12 protein-coding genes are annotated in these 15,948 nt (G+C 71.6%); 6 read left to right on the top strand and 6 right to left on the bottom strand.

What is annotated here, in order from left to right:
- Position 1 precedes the first annotated feature (1 nt).
- On the bottom strand, positions 2 to 1,213 hold the full coding sequence (locus tag ACIP5M_RS11915) for a saccharopine dehydrogenase family protein (RefSeq protein ID WP_401195278.1): 1,212 nt from the start codon (positions 1,211 to 1,213) through the stop codon (positions 2 to 4).
- Positions 1,214 to 1,372: 159 nt separating this feature from the next.
- Positions 1,373 to 3,031: a hypothetical protein gene (locus tag ACIP5M_RS11910; RefSeq protein WP_401195276.1), complete on the bottom strand. Its 1,659-nt coding sequence runs from the start codon at positions 3,029 to 3,031 to the stop codon at positions 1,373 to 1,375.
- Between the two features lie 156 nt (positions 3,032 to 3,187).
- On the opposite strand from ACIP5M_RS11910, the gene ACIP5M_RS11905 reads away from it, so the two are divergent.
- The 6 genes from ACIP5M_RS11905 to ACIP5M_RS11880 all read left to right on the top strand — a co-directional run bounded on the left by ACIP5M_RS11905 (position 3,188) and on the right by ACIP5M_RS11880 (position 10,445).
- The gene (locus ACIP5M_RS11905; protein WP_401195273.1) at positions 3,188 to 3,580 is read left to right on the top strand and encodes an MmcQ/YjbR family DNA-binding protein; all 393 of its coding nucleotides are present in this window, start codon (positions 3,188 to 3,190) and stop codon (positions 3,578 to 3,580) included.
- A gap of 94 nt (positions 3,581 to 3,674) precedes the next feature.
- The gene (locus ACIP5M_RS11900; RefSeq protein ID WP_401195271.1) at positions 3,675 to 4,805 is read left to right on the top strand and encodes a CaiB/BaiF CoA transferase family protein; all 1,131 of its coding nucleotides are present in this window, start codon (positions 3,675 to 3,677) and stop codon (positions 4,803 to 4,805) included.
- A complete protein-coding gene (locus tag ACIP5M_RS11895) occupies positions 4,805 to 5,830 on the top strand; it encodes an LLM class F420-dependent oxidoreductase (protein ID WP_401195269.1) in 1,026 nt (341 codons plus the stop codon). Before ACIP5M_RS11900 ends, ACIP5M_RS11895 begins: the two co-directional genes overlap by 1 nt.
- A 10-nt stretch (positions 5,831 to 5,840) precedes the next feature.
- Positions 5,841 to 6,983, top strand: a complete 1,143-nt coding sequence (locus ACIP5M_RS11890) for an acyl-CoA dehydrogenase family protein (protein ID WP_401195266.1) — start codon at positions 5,841 to 5,843, stop codon at positions 6,981 to 6,983.
- Between the two features lie 24 nt (positions 6,984 to 7,007).
- Positions 7,008 to 8,222, top strand: coding sequence for an acetyl-CoA C-acetyltransferase (locus ACIP5M_RS11885; RefSeq protein WP_401195264.1), 1,215 nt, complete (start codon positions 7,008 to 7,010; stop codon positions 8,220 to 8,222).
- 51 nt (positions 8,223 to 8,273) lie between these two features.
- Positions 8,274 to 10,445: a 3-hydroxyacyl-CoA dehydrogenase NAD-binding domain-containing protein gene (locus ACIP5M_RS11880; RefSeq protein WP_401195262.1), complete on the top strand. Its 2,172-nt coding sequence runs from the start codon at positions 8,274 to 8,276 to the stop codon at positions 10,443 to 10,445.
- A 64-nt stretch (positions 10,446 to 10,509) separates the two neighbouring features.
- On the opposite strand, the gene ACIP5M_RS11875 is transcribed toward ACIP5M_RS11880, so the two are convergent.
- The 4 genes from ACIP5M_RS11875 to ACIP5M_RS11860 all read right to left on the bottom strand — a co-directional run bounded on the left by ACIP5M_RS11875 (position 10,510) and on the right by ACIP5M_RS11860 (position 15,891).
- Positions 10,510 to 11,484 (bottom strand): antibiotic biosynthesis monooxygenase, encoded by a 975-nt coding sequence (locus ACIP5M_RS11875; RefSeq protein ID WP_401195259.1) that lies wholly within the window; start codon positions 11,482 to 11,484, stop codon positions 10,510 to 10,512.
- Entirely contained in the window at positions 11,481 to 14,207 is a 2,727-nt protein-coding gene (locus tag ACIP5M_RS11870) for a molybdopterin-dependent oxidoreductase (RefSeq protein WP_401195256.1), read from the bottom strand. Before ACIP5M_RS11870 ends, ACIP5M_RS11875 begins: the two co-directional genes overlap by 4 nt.
- A complete protein-coding gene (locus ACIP5M_RS11865) occupies positions 14,204 to 15,031 on the bottom strand; it encodes an FAD binding domain-containing protein (RefSeq protein WP_401195253.1) in 828 nt (275 codons plus the stop codon). Before ACIP5M_RS11865 ends, ACIP5M_RS11870 begins: the two co-directional genes overlap by 4 nt.
- Positions 15,032 to 15,153: 122 nt before the next feature.
- On the bottom strand, positions 15,154 to 15,891 hold the full coding sequence (locus ACIP5M_RS11860; protein ID WP_401195251.1) for a MerR family transcriptional regulator: 738 nt from the start codon (positions 15,889 to 15,891) through the stop codon (positions 15,154 to 15,156).
- Positions 15,892 to 15,948: the final 57 nt, after the last annotated feature.

The following is a 15,948-nucleotide window of genomic DNA, read 5'->3' as shown; positions in this document are numbered from 1 at the left end:
TTCAGCGCAGCTCCCTCGCGTCCACCACGCGGAAGGTGATCCCCGCCTTGCGCAGCCGGTCGATCAGCGCGTCTCCCATCGCCACGGCCGTCGTCAGCTGCCCGGCGGTCTGCGGCAGGGCGTCGTAAGCCAGGCAGAGCGCGGACTCCGCCAGCATCTTCGCGGTCTCCCCGTACCCCGGGTCGCCGCCCGACACCTCCGTGAACACGCGGCGGCCGCCGCCCTCGCCGACGAACCGCGCCGTGAACCAGCTGCGGGCCCGCCGCTCCGCGTCCGGTCCCTGCCCCGGCTCCCAGCGGTTCATCAGCCACCGCCGGGCCGGCGGGATCTGGGCCAGGACCACGGCCGCGCCGACCGCCGCCGTACCGCCCACGGCGAAGGGCAGGTGCCTGACCGAGGCGTAGTGCCGGTAGCGGAAGTCGGGGCCGTACCGCTCCAGGGCGGCGGCCGACCGGGCCACGACCGCCGGGTCCAGTGTGGGCAGCGGCAGCGCCCACGTGCCGGTCTCCCGGCTGAACCGCGGCGCGCCCACCGGCGTGCGCGTCCGTCGCCCCAGCAGCCGGGGCTCGTGCAGCCGGCGGGCGCGCGCGGCCGCCAGGGTCTGCGGGCCGCGGCCCACGGCGGTGAGCGCGGAGGCCAGCGTGCCGCCGGAGAAGAGCGCGTTGGACCGCAGGAACCCGTCGACCCGCAGCGGAACGCCCTCCGGCAGCTGCTCCACGGTGAAGTACGCGCCCAGGTCGGCCGGGATCGAGTCGAAGCCGCAGGCGTGCACGAGCCGCGCCCCGGTCTCCCGGGCCCGCGCGTCGTGCTCGACGTACATGCGGTCCACGAACTCGGGCTCCCCCGTCAGGTCCACGTAGTCCGTGCCCGCCTCCGCACAGGCGGCGACCAGCTCCGCGCCGTACCAGACGTACGGCCCCACGGTCGTGGCCAGGACCCGCGTGGAGGCGGCCAGTTCGCGCACCGCCGCCGGGTCGGAGGCGTCCGCCCGCAGCAGCGGCAGGGACGCGCAGGACGGATCGAGTACGGCCAGCCGCTCGCGCAGCCGCTCCAGCTTCGCGGTGTCCCGGCCCGCCAGCGCCCACCGGCAGCCTGCGGGCGCGTGCGCGGCGAGGTACTCGGCGGTCAGCGCCCCCACGAACCCGGTCGCTCCGAACAGCACGATGTCGTAGGCCCGTTCGCCTGCGCGTTCCCGGTCCCGATCCTGTTCCATGACCGCTCCTCCCAGCTGGTGTCGGGGGCCGAGGCTAGCGCGGGTGCGGCCGGGCCGCGCACCCAGGTGCCCCGGACGGCGGGAAACGGGCGGCGCCCCGGGAGCCGGACCGCTGTGGTCCGTTCCCGGGGCGCCGTTCGTACGGGTCCTGCCGGTGGATCAGTTGTCGGCGTAGAAGCCGAAGGTGTCGACGACCAGGTCGGTGTTCTGGTAGCTCATGTTCCAGAAGTCGATGATGTTGTTGCTGCCGGAGCTCGCCTGGACCAGGTTCGGGACGGTCTTGCCCGGGGTCCAGTTGAGGTTGGAGGAGTTCGGCGGGGTCGGCGTGGTGGCCCACTTGTTCTGGTAGGCGTCCCAGGAGTTCGGGTCCGGGGAGACGGTGAGGAAGCCGGTGCCGGCCGTGTTGGTGACGGTGGCGTTGAGGACGAGGGCGGTGACGTGCGGGTCGCCGCCGCCGACGCGGCCGTAGATGTAGTTGCGGCCGTCGAGCGGGCCGTCCCACTCGCGGGTGTCGAACCAGCGGTCGGGGGTCGTGCGGATGAGCGCGCTCGCGCTCTCCGGGCTGTAGTAGCCGACGACGTCGACGACCACGTGCACCCCGGCACCGCCGCCGTTGCGGACGCTGATCCTGCCGTCCGGGCCGATCGGGACGATGACGGAGTTGGCGACGGTCTGGCCCGCGGTGAAGTTCAGGTTCGACGCGGTCGGGGCCGAGCCGCCGGAGGGGTAGACCGTCAGGTGGCCGGCCGCCTGCGGCTCGGTGACCGTCACGTTGAGCGCGACGGCCTTCGCGGTCGACGGGACGCCCGCGCGACCCGCGATCTGCGTGCTGAAGCTGCCGAAGCCCGGGACCGAGCCCTTGCCCGTGCCGAGGCCCTCGCGGGTGTCGACGACGCGGCTCGGGTTGACCGAGGTGTAGCCGTTGGACGGGCTCTTGGTGAAGTAGCCCGTGACGTCGGCGATGAGGTCGATCGCCCCGTCGCCGTGGTTGTAGATGTCCACATAGCCGCCGTCGCCGACCGACGTGATCACCATGTTCGGGACGGTCTGCCCCGGGGCGTAGTTGACGTTCGAGGTCGTCGGCTGGTCGTCGCCCTCGGCGTACACGCGGACGTGACCGGCCTTGGCCGGGTTGGTGACGGTGACGTTGAGGGCCACGGCGGTCGCGTCGGCCGGGATCTTGGCGGCGCCGCCGACCTTCAGGCGGACGATGCCGAAGGCGGGGACCTTGGTCTTGGCCGCGCCGATGCCCTCGCGGGTGTCGAGCAGACGGGTCGGGGCGTGCGGGGTGAAGTCGTTGCCCGGGGTCCGGAAGACCGTCTGGTTCGTGCCGCGGACGCCTCCGCCGCTGCCGTCGATCAGGGTGACCTTGATCGTGTAGGTACCGGCATGCGCGTAGCTGTGGTTCTCGGTCAGGTTGGTGGGGCCGTTGGCGCCCACCTGGACCGAGCTGCCGTCGCCCCACTCGACGAGCACGCCGAGCGCGGTCCCCGGGTCGCTGGTGACGGCCATCTGCAGCGCCACGGCGTGGGCGCTGGTGGCCTGGGCCTCGAGGCCGACCGTGGGCTCGGCGGCGGCCGCGCCCTCGGTCTGCGGCGCGGCCTGCTTGCTGCCCTTGGCGGCCGGGTGCACCGTCTTGGACGCGGGGCTGGAGAAGGTCGCGGACCCGTACGCCTCGTTCTTGGCCTTGGTCAGGTCGAGGTCGGGAACGGACGCCCCCGGACCGGCCGTTCCCTTGGCACCGTCCTGGCCCGCCGCGTTGGCGACACCCGGGACGATACCGACGCCTGCCGCGACGATTGCGGCAGCGGAAAGCATGAGTCGGCGATTGCGCACCGGCCCCCCCATTTTTCGTTTTTTTGAACTTGCTCAGGTTTGAAGCCCGCTCAGAGTACATAGCCGTCCGCCGTGCCGCGAGGAGTTTGATCGGCGGATTCGGGCTAGCGTGAGGATCCGGGCAGGCAGGAGGCGTCGATGAAGGCAGCGGTGCGCAAGTGGGAGGCGGTGCGGGAGTTCGCCCGTGGGCTCCCGGAGGCGGTCGAGGAGTACCCCTGGGGTCCCGAGGACTGCGTGGTGAAGGTCAACAAGAAGATCTTCGTGTTCCTCGGGAACGCCGACGGGCCGCAGGCACCGGGGCTGTCCGTCAAGCTCAAGGACGAGGCGCTGCACGGGCACGCGATGGCCGCGCCCGGCGCGGAGCCGACGGGTTACGGCCTGGGCCGCTCCGGCTGGGTCTCCGTCCCGCTGGGGGAGAAGGGTGCGCCCTCCGCGCAGGTGCTGTGCGAGTGGGTGGAGGAGAGCTACCGCACGGTGGCCCTCAAGCGGCACGTCAAGGAACTGGACGCCCGGATCGAGGCAAATGGCTAAGCGCTTGCTCTTGTGCTGAGTGGGACGCGTTCCTAGCATCGCTGGTGTTACATCAGTTGTGTCACAGACTGGTCCTACCGATGCTGGGGGCTCGATGGCAGTGACAGGGAACGGACCGCTCGCCGGGGTGCGCGTCGTCGAACTGGCGGGCATCGGCCCGGGCCCGTTCGCCGCCATGCTCCTCGCCGATCTGGGAGCGGACGTCGTACGGGTGGACCGGCCCGGCGGCGGCGGCCTCGCGGTCGACCCGGCGTACGACGTCACCAACCGCAACAAGCGCTCCGTGCTGGTCGACCTCAAGTCCGCCGAGGGCCCCGCCCGCGTCCTCGACCTCGTCGAACGGGCCGACATCCTCATCGAGGGCTTCCGCCCCGGGGTTGCCGAGCGGCTCGGCGTCGGCCCGGCCGACTGCCACGCCCGCAACCCCCGGCTGGTCTACGGCCGGATGACCGGCTGGGGCCAGGAGGGCCCGCTCGCGCACACCGCCGGGCACGACATCGCGTACATCGCCGTGACCGGGGCGCTCGGCATGATCGGCAACCCCGGCGAGCCCCCCGCCGTGCCCGCCAACCTCGTCGGCGACTACGCGGGAGGCTCCCTCTACCTGGTGATCGGCGTCCTCGCCGCGCTCCGGCACGCCCAGACCCCCGGCGGCGCCGGCCAGGTCGTGGACGCGGCGATCGTCGACGGCACCGCCCACCTCACCGCGATGATCCACGGGATGGTCGCGGCCGGCGGCTGGCAGGACCGGCGCGGGGCCAACCTCCTCGACGGCGGCTGCCCCTTCTACGGCACCTACGAGACCTCCGACGGCCGGTACATGGCGGTCGGCGCGCTGGAGCAGCAGTTCTACGACACCTTCGTGGAGCTCCTCGGCATCAAGGACGAGGCCCCCGCCCGCAAGGACGTCGCCCGCTGGGGCGAACTGCGCGAGGCCGTCGCCGCACGCTTCAAGTCCCGTACGCGCGAGGAGTGGACGGCGGTCTTCGAGGGCACCGACGCCTGCGTGGCGCCCGTGCTCTCGCTGGGCGAGGCCCCGCACCACCCCCACCTCGCGGCCCGCGGGACCTTCACCGACTTCGGCGGCATCACCCAGCCCGCCCCCGCACCGCGCTTCTCCTCGACCCCGGTGGCGGTCACCGCGGGCCCCGCCCGGCCGGGGGCGGACACCGCGTCCGTGGCCGCCGACTGGGACCTGCCGGCCCTGCTCGGGAAGGAGGCGTGATGGAGCTGTCGATGATGCTCGACTACGCCGGCGACCCGCGGCGGGCCGCCGACCAGGCGGCGGCGCTGGAACCGGCCGGGCTCGACGCCGTGTGGGTCGCCGAGGCCTGGGGCTTCGACTCCCCGACGATCATGGGCTACCTCGCCGCCCGCACCGAGCGGATGAAGATCGGCTCGGCCATCCTCAACGTCTACTCGCGCACCCCCGGCCTCATCGCCCAGACGGCCGCGGGCCTCGACGCGGTCTCGGGCGGCCGGGCGATGCTCGGCCTCGGCGCCTCGGGCCCGCAGGTGGTGGAGGGCTGGCACGGGAGGCCGTACGACAAACCGCTCGGCCGCACCCGCGAGACCGTCGAGCTGTGCCGCCGCATCTGGCGCCGCGAGACGATCGACCACCACGGCATCACCGACATGCCGCTGCCGCCCGAGAAGGGCGGCCGGCACGGCAAGCCGCTGAAGATCCTCACCCGCCCGGTCCGCGACTCCATCCCCGTCCACATCGCCTCGCTCGGCCCGGCCAACGTGCGGCTGACCGCCGAGATCGCCGACGGCTGGCTGCCGACCCTCTTCATCCCCGAGAAGGCCGGGGCGGTGTGGGGGAGCGCCCTGGCCGAAGGCGCGGCGAAGCGCTCGCCCGAACTCGGCCCGCTGCAGACCGTGGCGGGCGGCCTGCTCGCCATCGGCGAGGACGCCGCGGCCGTACGGGAGCTCGCGCGCCCGCAGATCGCCCTGTACGTCGGCGGCATGGGCGCGGTCGGCAAGAACTTCTACAACGACCTCGCCGTGGCCTACGGATACGAGGAGCAGGCCCGCAAGATCCAGGAGCTCTACCTCTCCGGCTGCACTCGCGACGCGGCGGCCGCCGTCCCGGACGAGTTCTGCGAGCTGATGACGCTGTGCGGGCCCGAGGGCTACGTACGCGAGCGTGTCGAGGCCTTCCGGGAGGCGGGCGTGACCATGCTCAACGTCACGCCCGTCGGCGACGACCCGGCCCGGCTGATCGAAACCGTCAAGAACTGGCTGTAAGGAGCCCACCATGAAGCGCCAGATCTTCGACGCCGAGCACGAGGCGTTCCGCGAGACCGTCCGCACCTTCCTGAACAAGGAGGTGCTGCCGCACTACGAGCAGTGGGAGAAGGACGGCATCGTCAGCCGCGAGGCCTGGCGGGCCGCCGGCCGGCAGGGACTGCTGGGCCTGGCCGTCCCGGAGGAGTACGGGGGCGGCGGGAACACCGACTTCCGCTACGCGGCCGTGATCGCCGAGGAGTTCACCCGGGCCGGGGCCGCCGGGCTCGCCATCGGCCTGCACAACGACATCATCGGCCCCTACCTGACCTCGCTCGCCACCGAGGAGCAAAAGCGCCGCTGGCTGCCGGGCTTCTGCTCCGGCGAGACCATCAGCGCCATCGCGATGACCGAGCCGGGCGCGGGCTCCGACCTCCAGGGGATCCGCACCAGCGCCGAGGACCGCGGCGACCACTGGGTGCTCAACGGCTCCAAGACCTTCATCTCCAACGGCATCCTCGCCGACCTGGTGATCGTCGTCGCGAAGACCACGCCCGAGGGCGGGGCGCACGGCCTGTCGCTGCTGGTCGTCGAGCGCGGCATGGAGGGCTTCGAGCGCGGCCGCAACCTCGACAAGATCGGCCAGAAGGCCCAGGACACCGCCGAGCTGTTCTTCCACGACGTGCGCGTCCCCAAGGAGAACCTGCTCGGCGAGCTCAACGGCGCCTTCGTCCACCTGATGACCAACCTCGCGCAGGAGCGGATGGGCATCGCGATGGCCGGCATCGCCGCCGCCGAGTACCTGCTGGAGATCACCACCGCGTACGTCAAGGAGCGCGAGGCCTTCGGCCGGCCGCTCTCCAAGCTCCAGCACATCCGGTTCGAGATCGCCGAGATGGCCACCGAATGCGCGGTCACCCGCACCTTCCTCGACCGCTGCATCACCGACCACTCCAACGGCCGACTGGACCACGTCCACGCCTCGATGGCCAAGTGGTGGGCCACCGAACTCCAGAAGCGCGTCGCCGACCGCTGCCTGCAACTCCACGGCGGATACGGATACATGACCGAATATCGGGTCGCGCGGGCCTTCACCGACGGCCGCATCCAGACCATCTACGGCGGCACGACCGAGATCATGAAAGAGATCATCGGCCGCTCCCTCCTCGGCTAACGACCTCCCCCGAAAGGCTTGACAGTGAGCACCGAAGCTTACGTATACGACGCGATCCGCACCCCGCGCGGCCGCGGCAAGGCCAACGGCGCCCTGCACGGCACCAAGCCGATCGACCTGGTCGTCGGCCTCATCCACGCCCTGCGCGAGCGCAACCCGGGCCTGGACCCGGCGTCCATCGACGACATCGTCCTCGGCGTCGTCGGCCCGGTCGGAGACCAGGGCTCCGACATCGCCCGGATCGCGGCCATCGCCGCCGGGCTGCCGGACACCGTGGCGGGCGTACAGGAGAACCGCTTCTGCGCCTCCGGCCTGGAGGCCGTCAACCTGGCCGCCGCCAAGGTGCGTTCCGGCTGGGAGGACCTGGTCCTCGCGGGCGGCGTGGAGTCCATGTCCCGCGTCCCCATGGCCTCCGACGGCGGCGCCTGGTTCGCCGACCCGATGACCAACTGGGACACCGGCTTCGTCCCGCAGGGCATCGGCGCCGACCTGATCGCCACCATCGAGGGATTCTCCCGGCGCGACGTGGACGAGTACGCCGCCCTGTCCCAGGAACGCGCGGTCGCCGCCATCAAGGACGGCCGCTTCGCCCGGTCCGTGGTGCCGGTCACCGACCGCAACGGGCTCGTCGTGCTGGACCACGAGGAGTTCGTCCGCCCCGGGACCACCGCCGACACCCTGGCCACGCTCAAGCCCTCCTTCGCGGACATCGGCGACCTCGGCGGCTTCGACGCGGTCGCGCTGCAGAAGTACCACTGGATCGAGAAGATCGACCACGTCCACCACGCGGGCAACTCCTCCGGCATCGTCGACGGTTCCGCGCTCGTCGCCATCGGCTCGAAGGAGGCCGGCGAGCGCAACGGACTGCGCCCCCGCGCCCGGATCGTCTCGGCGGCCGTCTCCGGCTCCGAGCCCACCATCATGCTGACCGGCCCCGCCCCCGCCACCCGCAAGGCCCTCGCCAAGGCCGGCCTGACCATCGACGACATCGACCTCATCGAGATGAACGAGGCCTTCGCGGGCGTCGTCCTGCGCTTCGTCAAGGACATGGGCGTCTCCCTCGACAAGGTCAACGTCAACGGCGGCGCCATCGCGCTCGGCCACCCGCTCGGCGCGACCGGCGCGATGCTGCTCGGCACCGTCGTCGACGAGCTGGAGCGCCAGGACAAGCGCTACGGGCTCGTCACCCTCTGCGTCGGCGGCGGCATGGGCGTCGCGACCGTCGTCGAGCGGCTCTGAACAGCGTCCTGTATCCCCCCAGACCTCCTCTCTGACACGGAAGTAGCGAACATGAGCGAGTCCACCACGATCCGCTGGGAACAGGACGAGACCGGCGTCGTCACCCTGGTCCTCGACGACCCGGACCAGTCCGCCAACACGATGAACCAGGCCTTCAAGGACTCCATCGCGGCCGTCGCCGACCGCGCCGAAGCCGAGAAGGACTCCATCCGCGGCATCATCTACACCTCCGCCAAGAAGACCTTCTTCGCGGGCGGCGACCTGAAGGACATGATCCGCCTGCGCCCCGAGGACGCGCAGCTCGCCTTCGACACCGGCACCGAGATCAAGCGGTCCCTGCGCCGCATCGAGACCCTCGGCGTGCCCGTCGTCGCCGCCATCAACGGCGCGGCCCTCGGCGGCGGCTACGAGATCTGCCTCGCCTCCCACCACCGCGTCGCGCTCGACGCCCCCGGCTCCAAGATCGGCCTGCCCGAGGTCACCCTGGGCCTGCTCCCGGCCGGCGGCGGTGTCACCCGTACCGTGCGCCTGATGGGCATCGCCGACGCGCTGCTCAAGGTGCTGCTCCAGGGCACCCAGTACAACCCGCAGCGCGCCCTGGACAACGGCCTGGTCCACGAGCTGGCCGCCACCCCGGAGGAGATGCTCGCCAAGGCCCGCGCCTTCATCGACGCCAACCCCGAGTCCCGGCAGCCGTGGGACGTACCCGGCTACCGGATCCCCGGCGGCACGCCGTCGAACCCGAAGTTCGCCGCCAACCTCCCGGCCTTCCCCGCGAACCTGAAGAAGCAGCTGAACGGCGCCCCCTACCCGGCCCCGCGCAACATCCTGGCCTGCGCCGTCGAGGGCTCCCAGGTGGACTTCGACACCGCCCTGACCATCGAGGCCCGCTACTTCACCGACCTGGTCACCGGTCAGACCGCCAAGAACATGATCCAGGCGTTCTTCTTCGACCTCCAGGCCGTCAACGCGGGCCGCAGCCGCCCGCAGGGGATCGAGCCGCGCACGGTCCGCAAGGTCGCCGTCCTCGGCGCGGGCATGATGGGCGCCGGCATCGCGTACTCCTGCGCCCGCGCGGGCATCGAGGTGGTCCTCAAGGACGTCAGCGCCGAGGCCGCCGCCAAGGGCAAGGCCTACTCGCAGAAGCTGCTCGACAAGGCCGTCTCCCGGGGGCGCACGACCGAGGCCCAGCGCGAGGAGCTGCTCGCCCGGATCACCCCCACCGCCGAGGCGGCCGACCTGGCGGGCTGCGACGCCGTCATCGAGGCCGTCTTCGAGGACACCGCCCTCAAGCACAAGGTGTTCCAGGAGATCCAGGACGTCATCGCCCCCGACGCGCTGCTGTGCTCCAACACCTCCACCCTGCCGATCTCCGGACTCGCGCAGGGCGTGGAGCGGCCCGCCGACTTCATCGGGCTGCACTTCTTCTCGCCCGTCGACAAGATGCCGCTGGTCGAGATCATCAAGGGGGAGCGGACGGGCGACGAGGCGATCGCCCGGGCCTTCGACCTGGTCCGCCAGATCAACAAGACCCCGATCGTGGTCAACGACTCCCGGGGCTTCTTCACCTCGCGGGTCATCGGCCAGTTCATCAACGAGGGCGTGGCCATGGTCGGGGAGGGCATCGAGCCCGCCTCCGTCGAGCAGGCCGCCGCCCAGGCCGGCTACCCGGCCAAGGTGCTCTCGCTGATGGACGAGCTGACCCTCACCCTCCCGCGCAAGATCCGCAACGAGACGCGGAAGGCCTTCGAGGCCGAGGGCCGGCCGTGGGCCGAGCACCCCGCCGACACCGTCATCGACCGCATGGTCGACGAGTTCGGCCGCCCGGGCCGCAGCGGCGGCGCCGGCTTCTACGAGTACGACGAGAGCGGCAAGCGCACCCGCATCTGGCCGGGCCTGCGCGAGCACTTCGCCAAGCCGGACGCCGACATCCCCTTCGAGGACATGAAGGAGCGGATGCTCTTCTCCGAGGCCCTGGACACCGTCCGCTGCCTCGACGAGGGCGTGCTGACCTCCATCGCCGACGCCAACATCGGCTCGATCATGGGCATCGGCTTCCCGGCCTGGACCGGCGGCGTGATCCAGTACATCAACGGCTACGAGGGCGGGCTGCCGGGCTTCGTGGCCCGCGCCCGCGAGCTCGCCACCGCCTACGGGGAGCGCTTCACCCCGCCCGCCTCGCTCGTGGCGAAGGCCGAGCGCGGCGAGACGTACGCCGACTAGCCGCGCAGATCTGGAAGGCCGGGCCCGGGGGAACCCGGCCCGGCCTTCCCCGCCGCGGCAGCGGTCAGGGGAGGGTCCAGAACTGCCGCGTCACGAGGTAGAAGACGAGGACCCAGAACCCGAGCGCCGCCGCGACGGTGCCCAGACCGACGAGGTTGGTCCGCAGCGGCGAGGCGTCCGGTGCGGGCCACAGCCACCGCTTGAGCAGCCGGTTCACGTAGTACGGCATCGTGAGGAAGCTCATCGCGAAGCTGGACAGCAGGTTGCCCACGAGCAGCCCGAGCCACAACGGCCACTTCAGCGGCGACATGGCGAGGGCCAGCAGCACGACGGTGGGGTACAGGCCGACCCAGACCGCGATGGAGGTCTTGGTGTCCGAGGGCGGCGGGACTTCCCTGCCGTTCTCCTCGAAGGCGAACCAGCTGCCGAACGAGTTGTCGATCGTGCGCAGTTTGAAGTCCTCGAACTTCTTCCCCTCGGCCAGAACCTCCCGTCGCTTCTGCGACGTCAGCCAGGCGTCGAGGTGTTCGGCGCTGTCGTACCGGTACAGAGTGGTCCATTCGTCCTGGAGGCCCTCGATCGGGCGGAAGATCTCCGTGCCGCGGAAACCCTCGAACTTCTTCTCCGCGTCGCTCATGCGGCGCTGCCATGCGAGGAAGTCGTCGACCTGGTCCGGGCGGACGCGGTGGGTCACCACCACCGTCACGAGCGGGTCGGCCGGCTGCGTCCCGCCGCTGATCACCTGCTGGGTCGCGGGACCGTCGAAGTACTTCTCGCCTTCGTCGAGCAGTCGCTGCCGGGTCGCGCCGTTGATCCACGCCTGCAGGTGGGCCACCGAGTCGAAGCGGTAGACGACCACCCACTCGGGCTGCAGGGCGGTCGGCGGGGACACCTCGGCGCCGAGGTGCCCGGGGTACTGCGCGGCGGCGGCGTTCACGTCCTCCTGCCACTTCTCGTACGCGCGCTCCATCCCGGGCCGGACCTTCCGGCCGATGATGACCGTCGCCGCGGCCTCCGCGGCGCGCTGTCCGGCGGTCATCGGCCCGGGCCCGTCCGCGCCGGCCGGTTCTCGGCCAGCCGGCCGTAGATGCGCTCCGGAGTGAAGGGCAGCTCGCGGTAGCGGATGCCCGTGGCGTCGCGCAGCGCGTTCGCCAGCGCGGGCGCGACCGGGTTGATGCAGCACTCGGCCATGCCCTTCGACCGCATGGCCCCGACGGAGTCCGAGGAGCCGACCAGGAGCACCTCGGTGCGGGGGACGTCGGCGTAGGCGGGGATCCGGTAGTTGCGCAGGTTCGGGTTGACCATGACCCCGTCCGCGTCGACCTGGAAGTTCTCGGTCAGCACGAACCCGATGCCCATGGCGACGCCGCCGTCCACCTGTCCGCGGACCTGCTCGGGGTTGATGAGCACTCCGGCGTCGGCCGCCTGGACGCTGTAGAGGATGCGGATCTCACCCGTCACCCGGTGGACGGCGATGCGGAACCCCTGGGTGTTGGAGGTGACGCTTCGGGGAGATCCGTAGGCCTTGCGGGCGGCGGTGAACCGGATGCCCCGCTCCCGGGCCAGGGCGACGAGCTCGGCCAGCGGCACGCGCTCGTCCCCGCACCTGACGTGCTGGTCCTCCAACGAGCACATGACGACGTGGACGCCCGTGTGGGCGGCGGCGAACTCGAGGATGCGGTCGCGCACCGCGGCCGCCGCCCGGAGCACCGCGTTGCCCGCCACGAAGAGCCCGGCGCTCGCGAAGGCGTCGGTGTCGAAACCGGTGCGGTCCGTGTCGGACTGCACCAGCCGGATCCGAGACGGCGTGGTACCCAGCTGCCCGGCCGCGATCTGCACGTGCGCGGTCGACGTACCCTCGCCGAACTCGACGGTGCCGACGGCGAGTTCGTACACGAGGTCGTCACCGAGCGTGATCCAGGCCTCCGAGATGTGCTCGGTCGGGGGAGCCGTCTCGTGCAGGGAGCTCGCGGCACCGGCCCCGACCAGCCACTCCGGTCCGGGGGAGGGCTGCTCGGACGTGCGGGCCAGGGCGCCGGCCACCAGGTCGATGCACTGGGCGAGGCCGTCCTCGTTGAACATCACGTCGTCGGGGCCCTCGTGCATCGCGACCAGCGGATCGCCGGGGCGCACGATGTTGCGGCGCCGCAGCTCGAGCGGATCCATGTGCAGGGCGAGGGCCAGCTCGTCCATCGCCGACTCCACCGCGAAGGCCGGCTGCGTCATCCCGTAGCCGCGCAGCGCACCGCTCGGGACGGTGTTCGTGTAGACGGAGTAGGCGTCGTACTTCTTGTTGGGGCAGCGGTAGATCATGACGGCGGCGCCGCCCGCGTACAGCGTCTCGCCGCCGTGGTTGCCGTAGGCGCCCGTGTTGGACACGTTGCGCACCTGGAACGCCGTGAGCGTGCCGTCCGATGTCGCACCGAGCTTGACCGTCAGCTTCATCGGGTGTCGCGGTGACGCGGTGGTGAACTCCTCCTCGCGCGTGTACTCGAGGCTGACCGGCCGCCCGGTGTCGAGGGTGGCGAGCGCGACCAGGTCTTCCGAGATCACTTCCTGCTTGCCGCCGAAGCCGCCGCCGACGCGCTTGCAGAAGACGCGCAGCTGGTCCGGTCGCAGCGAGAAGAGGTACGCCAGTTTGACCTTCGCGATCGACGGCGACTGCGAACTGGTGCGGACGTTGAGCCGGCCGTCCTCCATCCAGGCGATCGAGCCGTGGGTCTCCAGGTGCGCGTGCTGCACGCGCGGAGAGAAGTAGGTCCCCTCGTGGATCACATCGGCCGCCGCGAACCCGGCGTCGACGTCGCCGATGTGGGAGTGGATGTCGACCAGCAGGTTGCGGGTGCAGTCGCGGACGAACGGATCCGCGGAGACGTGCAGTCGGGGCGCCCCGTCGGCCATGGCCTCCTCGGGGTCGAAGACCGCCGGCAGCACCTCGTACTCCACGGCCAGCCTCCGGCAGCCCTCCTCCGCGGCCCCGACCGTGTCGGCCAGGACGGCGGCGACGCGCTGGCCGACGAAGCGGACCGTGTCGTCGAGGACGTAGGTGTCGTCCGGGTCGACCAGGTGGTCGGTGTGGATCGCCGTGGTGAAGCGCCTGCGCGGCACGTCCTGCCAGGTGTAGACGCGGTGCACGCCGGGGACCGCGAGCGCGGCGGTCTTGTCGATCGAGACGATCCGGGCGTGCGCGTGGGGCGAGTGCAGCACCTTCAGGTGCAGCAGGCCCTCCATGTGGGTGTCCATCGTGAACTCGGCCCGCCCGGTCACCACGTCCTCGGCCGCCGGCGCGCCGACGCTCGTGCCGACGGCCTTTCCCGGCGCGGGCGTCCGCACCGCGGTGACGCCCTTCACGGCGTCCTCGATCGACCGGTAGCCGGTGCAACGGCAGAGATTGCCCTTCAGCGCCCTGGGCAGGTCGGCCTTCTCGGCCTCGGTGAACGTCGCCGAGGTCATGATCATCCCCGCGGTGCAGAAGCCGCACTGGAACCCCGGCGCATCGCGGAACTGCCGCTGCACCGGATGCAGGTCGCCGGGTGCGCCCAGACCCTCGATCGTGGTCACCTCGCGGCCGTCCGCGCGGAAGGCGGGGGTGATGCAGCTGTGCACCGGCCGGCCGTCCAGCCACACCGTGCAGGCACCGCAGTCGCCCGTGTCACACCCCTTCTTGACGCCGAAGTGGCCGAGTGCGCGCAGGAAGGTGCGCAGGCACTGGCCGGGGGCCGGCTGATCGTCGAAGCTCCGTCCGTTCACGAGGTAGGTCATGCCCGGCCCCCGGTGATGAATTCGCGGCGGATCTCCTCGGCGAAGTGCTCCGTCAGGTGACGGCGGTGGTCCGGGGTCCCGTTGGGGTCGGCGAACCACACGTCGGCGGGGATGGCGTCGATGCTCTGCCGCAGGGTGTGGGCATCGGGAAAGCTGTCGAAGGCGAACCGGACCGGCCGCGTGGTGCCGGCGGTGACGGTGAGGAGCAGATCGCTCGTCCCGGGCGTGTGCGTACCGATGAGGAACACGGTCGAGCGGCCGAGGCGGGTCAGCGAGAAGCGGCGGTGCGCGGGGCGTCTGCGCAGGGCGTGCGCGGGAATCCGGATGCGGCGCAGCACCTCCCCGGGCGCGAGGACGTTGCCGTTGTTCCCGGTCACGAAGTCGAGGGCGTCGACGGTGCGCACGGACCCGTCGCGAGCCCACAGCTCGTACCGGGCCTCGAGTGCGACCGTGAGCGTGATCATCGGGCCGGCAGGCAGGGACATGCAGATGTTTCCGCCGACGGTCGCCGCGTTCCAGACCTTGAACGAGGACAGGAACGCCTCGCAGGCCGTCGGGATGAGGCTGCCCGCGGTCCAGTCGGCCGGCGGTGCGAAGGCGTACAGGTCGCGGATGGTGCACGTGGCACCGATCTCGAGGCCGGCACCGCTCGGGACGAGCTGGTCCCAGGGCAGGGCCGTCAGGTCGACCAGGCGGGCCACGTTCGGCTGTTCGGTGGAGAACAGCCAGGTGCCGCCCGCGAGCCAGGCGTCCCCCTCGCGCCAGTCCCTGCCCGGCCGGTCGGCCGGTCGCCGGACGACCTCGGTGACGGCGTTGAGGTCCATGGGAATCGACCTCCCTCACGAAGACTCGTGAGCTGCTCGGGGAGGGCCGGCCCGTCGCGGAGATCCCCCGTCCAGCGTAACGGGAACGGGTGGGCCCCGCTCGAGCGCTCGCCCCCGCCGGGCTACCCGCCCGGCGTCTCCCCGGAGACGAAAGCCGCCCGCAGTTCCTCGCGGAGCGACCGCTGGAAGGCCGTCACCAGGGCCTGCACCACCATCGGCTGCATGTGCGCCGACAGCGCCTTCATCGACTCCACCCGCTCCGGATCGCTCTCGCCTTCCGTGAACGGCCCCCACACCTCGTCGCGGAACAGCGCCGTCAGTTCGTGCGCCGCCGAGCGGGTGTGCTCCACCAGCACCGTGCGCGCCGCCAGGATCGTCTCGTGCGCGATCGGCACGTCGAGCAGCGCCACGCCCAGGCGCAGCAGCCCCACGTCCACACGGAACCCGTCCCCCGAGGCCGCGAGCACGTTCATCGCCGTCAGCCGCCGCACGTCGGAGTCCGACAGGCTCCGCCCGGCCCGCTTCTCCAGCTCGGACCGCGACACCTCCTGCGCCGAATCCGGTGCCCAACTGGCCACCATCGCACGGTGGATCGCCAGGTCGTGCGCGCTCAGGTCGTCCGGCAGCGCGTCCAGGTAGCGCTGACACGCCGACAGCGTCATGCCCTGGTGCTGCAACTCCTCGATCAGGGCCAGCCGGGAGAGGTGCTCCGGGCCGTAGTGGCCCACCCGACGAGGGCCGATCACGGGAGGGGGCAAAAGCCCGCGCGTGCTGTAGAACCGTACGGTACGGACGGTGACGCCCGCCCTGGCCGCCAGCTCGTCGACGGTGAGCATCGGCTCGGGTGCCTGGTCGGCCATCGTCTGCGCCTCGCTCTCTGCTCCACAGCTTGGGTTCAACAGTATTGCTGTCGCACC

The sequence above is a fragment of the Streptomyces sp. NPDC088762 genome (assembly GCF_044750905.1).
Classification (GTDB): Bacteria; Actinomycetota; Actinomycetes; order Streptomycetales; family Streptomycetaceae; genus Streptomyces.
Note: the sequence above shows the minus strand (reverse complement) of the source record. Positions and strands in the feature narration are given on the sequence as shown.

Coding starts and splice junctions, on each gene's coding strand:
- ACIP5M_RS11915 (WP_401195278.1), bottom strand. CDS start 1,213: ATGGAACAGGATCGGGACCGGGAACGCGCAGGCGAACGGGCCTACGAC.
- ACIP5M_RS11910 (WP_401195276.1), bottom strand. CDS start 3,031: ATGCTTTCCGCTGCCGCAATCGTCGCGGCAGGCGTCGGTATCGTCCCG.
- ACIP5M_RS11905 (WP_401195273.1), top strand. CDS start 3,188: ATGAAGGCAGCGGTGCGCAAGTGGGAGGCGGTGCGGGAGTTCGCCCGT.
- ACIP5M_RS11900 (WP_401195271.1), top strand. CDS start 3,675: ATGGCAGTGACAGGGAACGGACCGCTCGCCGGGGTGCGCGTCGTCGAA.
- ACIP5M_RS11895 (WP_401195269.1), top strand. CDS start 4,805: ATGGAGCTGTCGATGATGCTCGACTACGCCGGCGACCCGCGGCGGGCC.
- ACIP5M_RS11890 (WP_401195266.1), top strand. CDS start 5,841: ATGAAGCGCCAGATCTTCGACGCCGAGCACGAGGCGTTCCGCGAGACC.
- ACIP5M_RS11880 (WP_401195262.1), top strand. CDS start 8,274: ATGAGCGAGTCCACCACGATCCGCTGGGAACAGGACGAGACCGGCGTC.
- ACIP5M_RS11875 (WP_401195259.1), bottom strand. CDS start 11,484: ATGACCGCCGGACAGCGCGCCGCGGAGGCCGCGGCGACGGTCATCATC.
- ACIP5M_RS11870 (WP_401195256.1), bottom strand. CDS start 14,207: ATGACCTACCTCGTGAACGGACGGAGCTTCGACGATCAGCCGGCCCCC.
- ACIP5M_RS11865 (WP_401195253.1), bottom strand. CDS start 15,031: ATGGACCTCAACGCCGTCACCGAGGTCGTCCGGCGACCGGCCGACCGG.
- ACIP5M_RS11860 (WP_401195251.1), bottom strand. CDS start 15,891: ATGGCCGACCAGGCACCCGAGCCGATGCTCACCGTCGACGAGCTGGCG.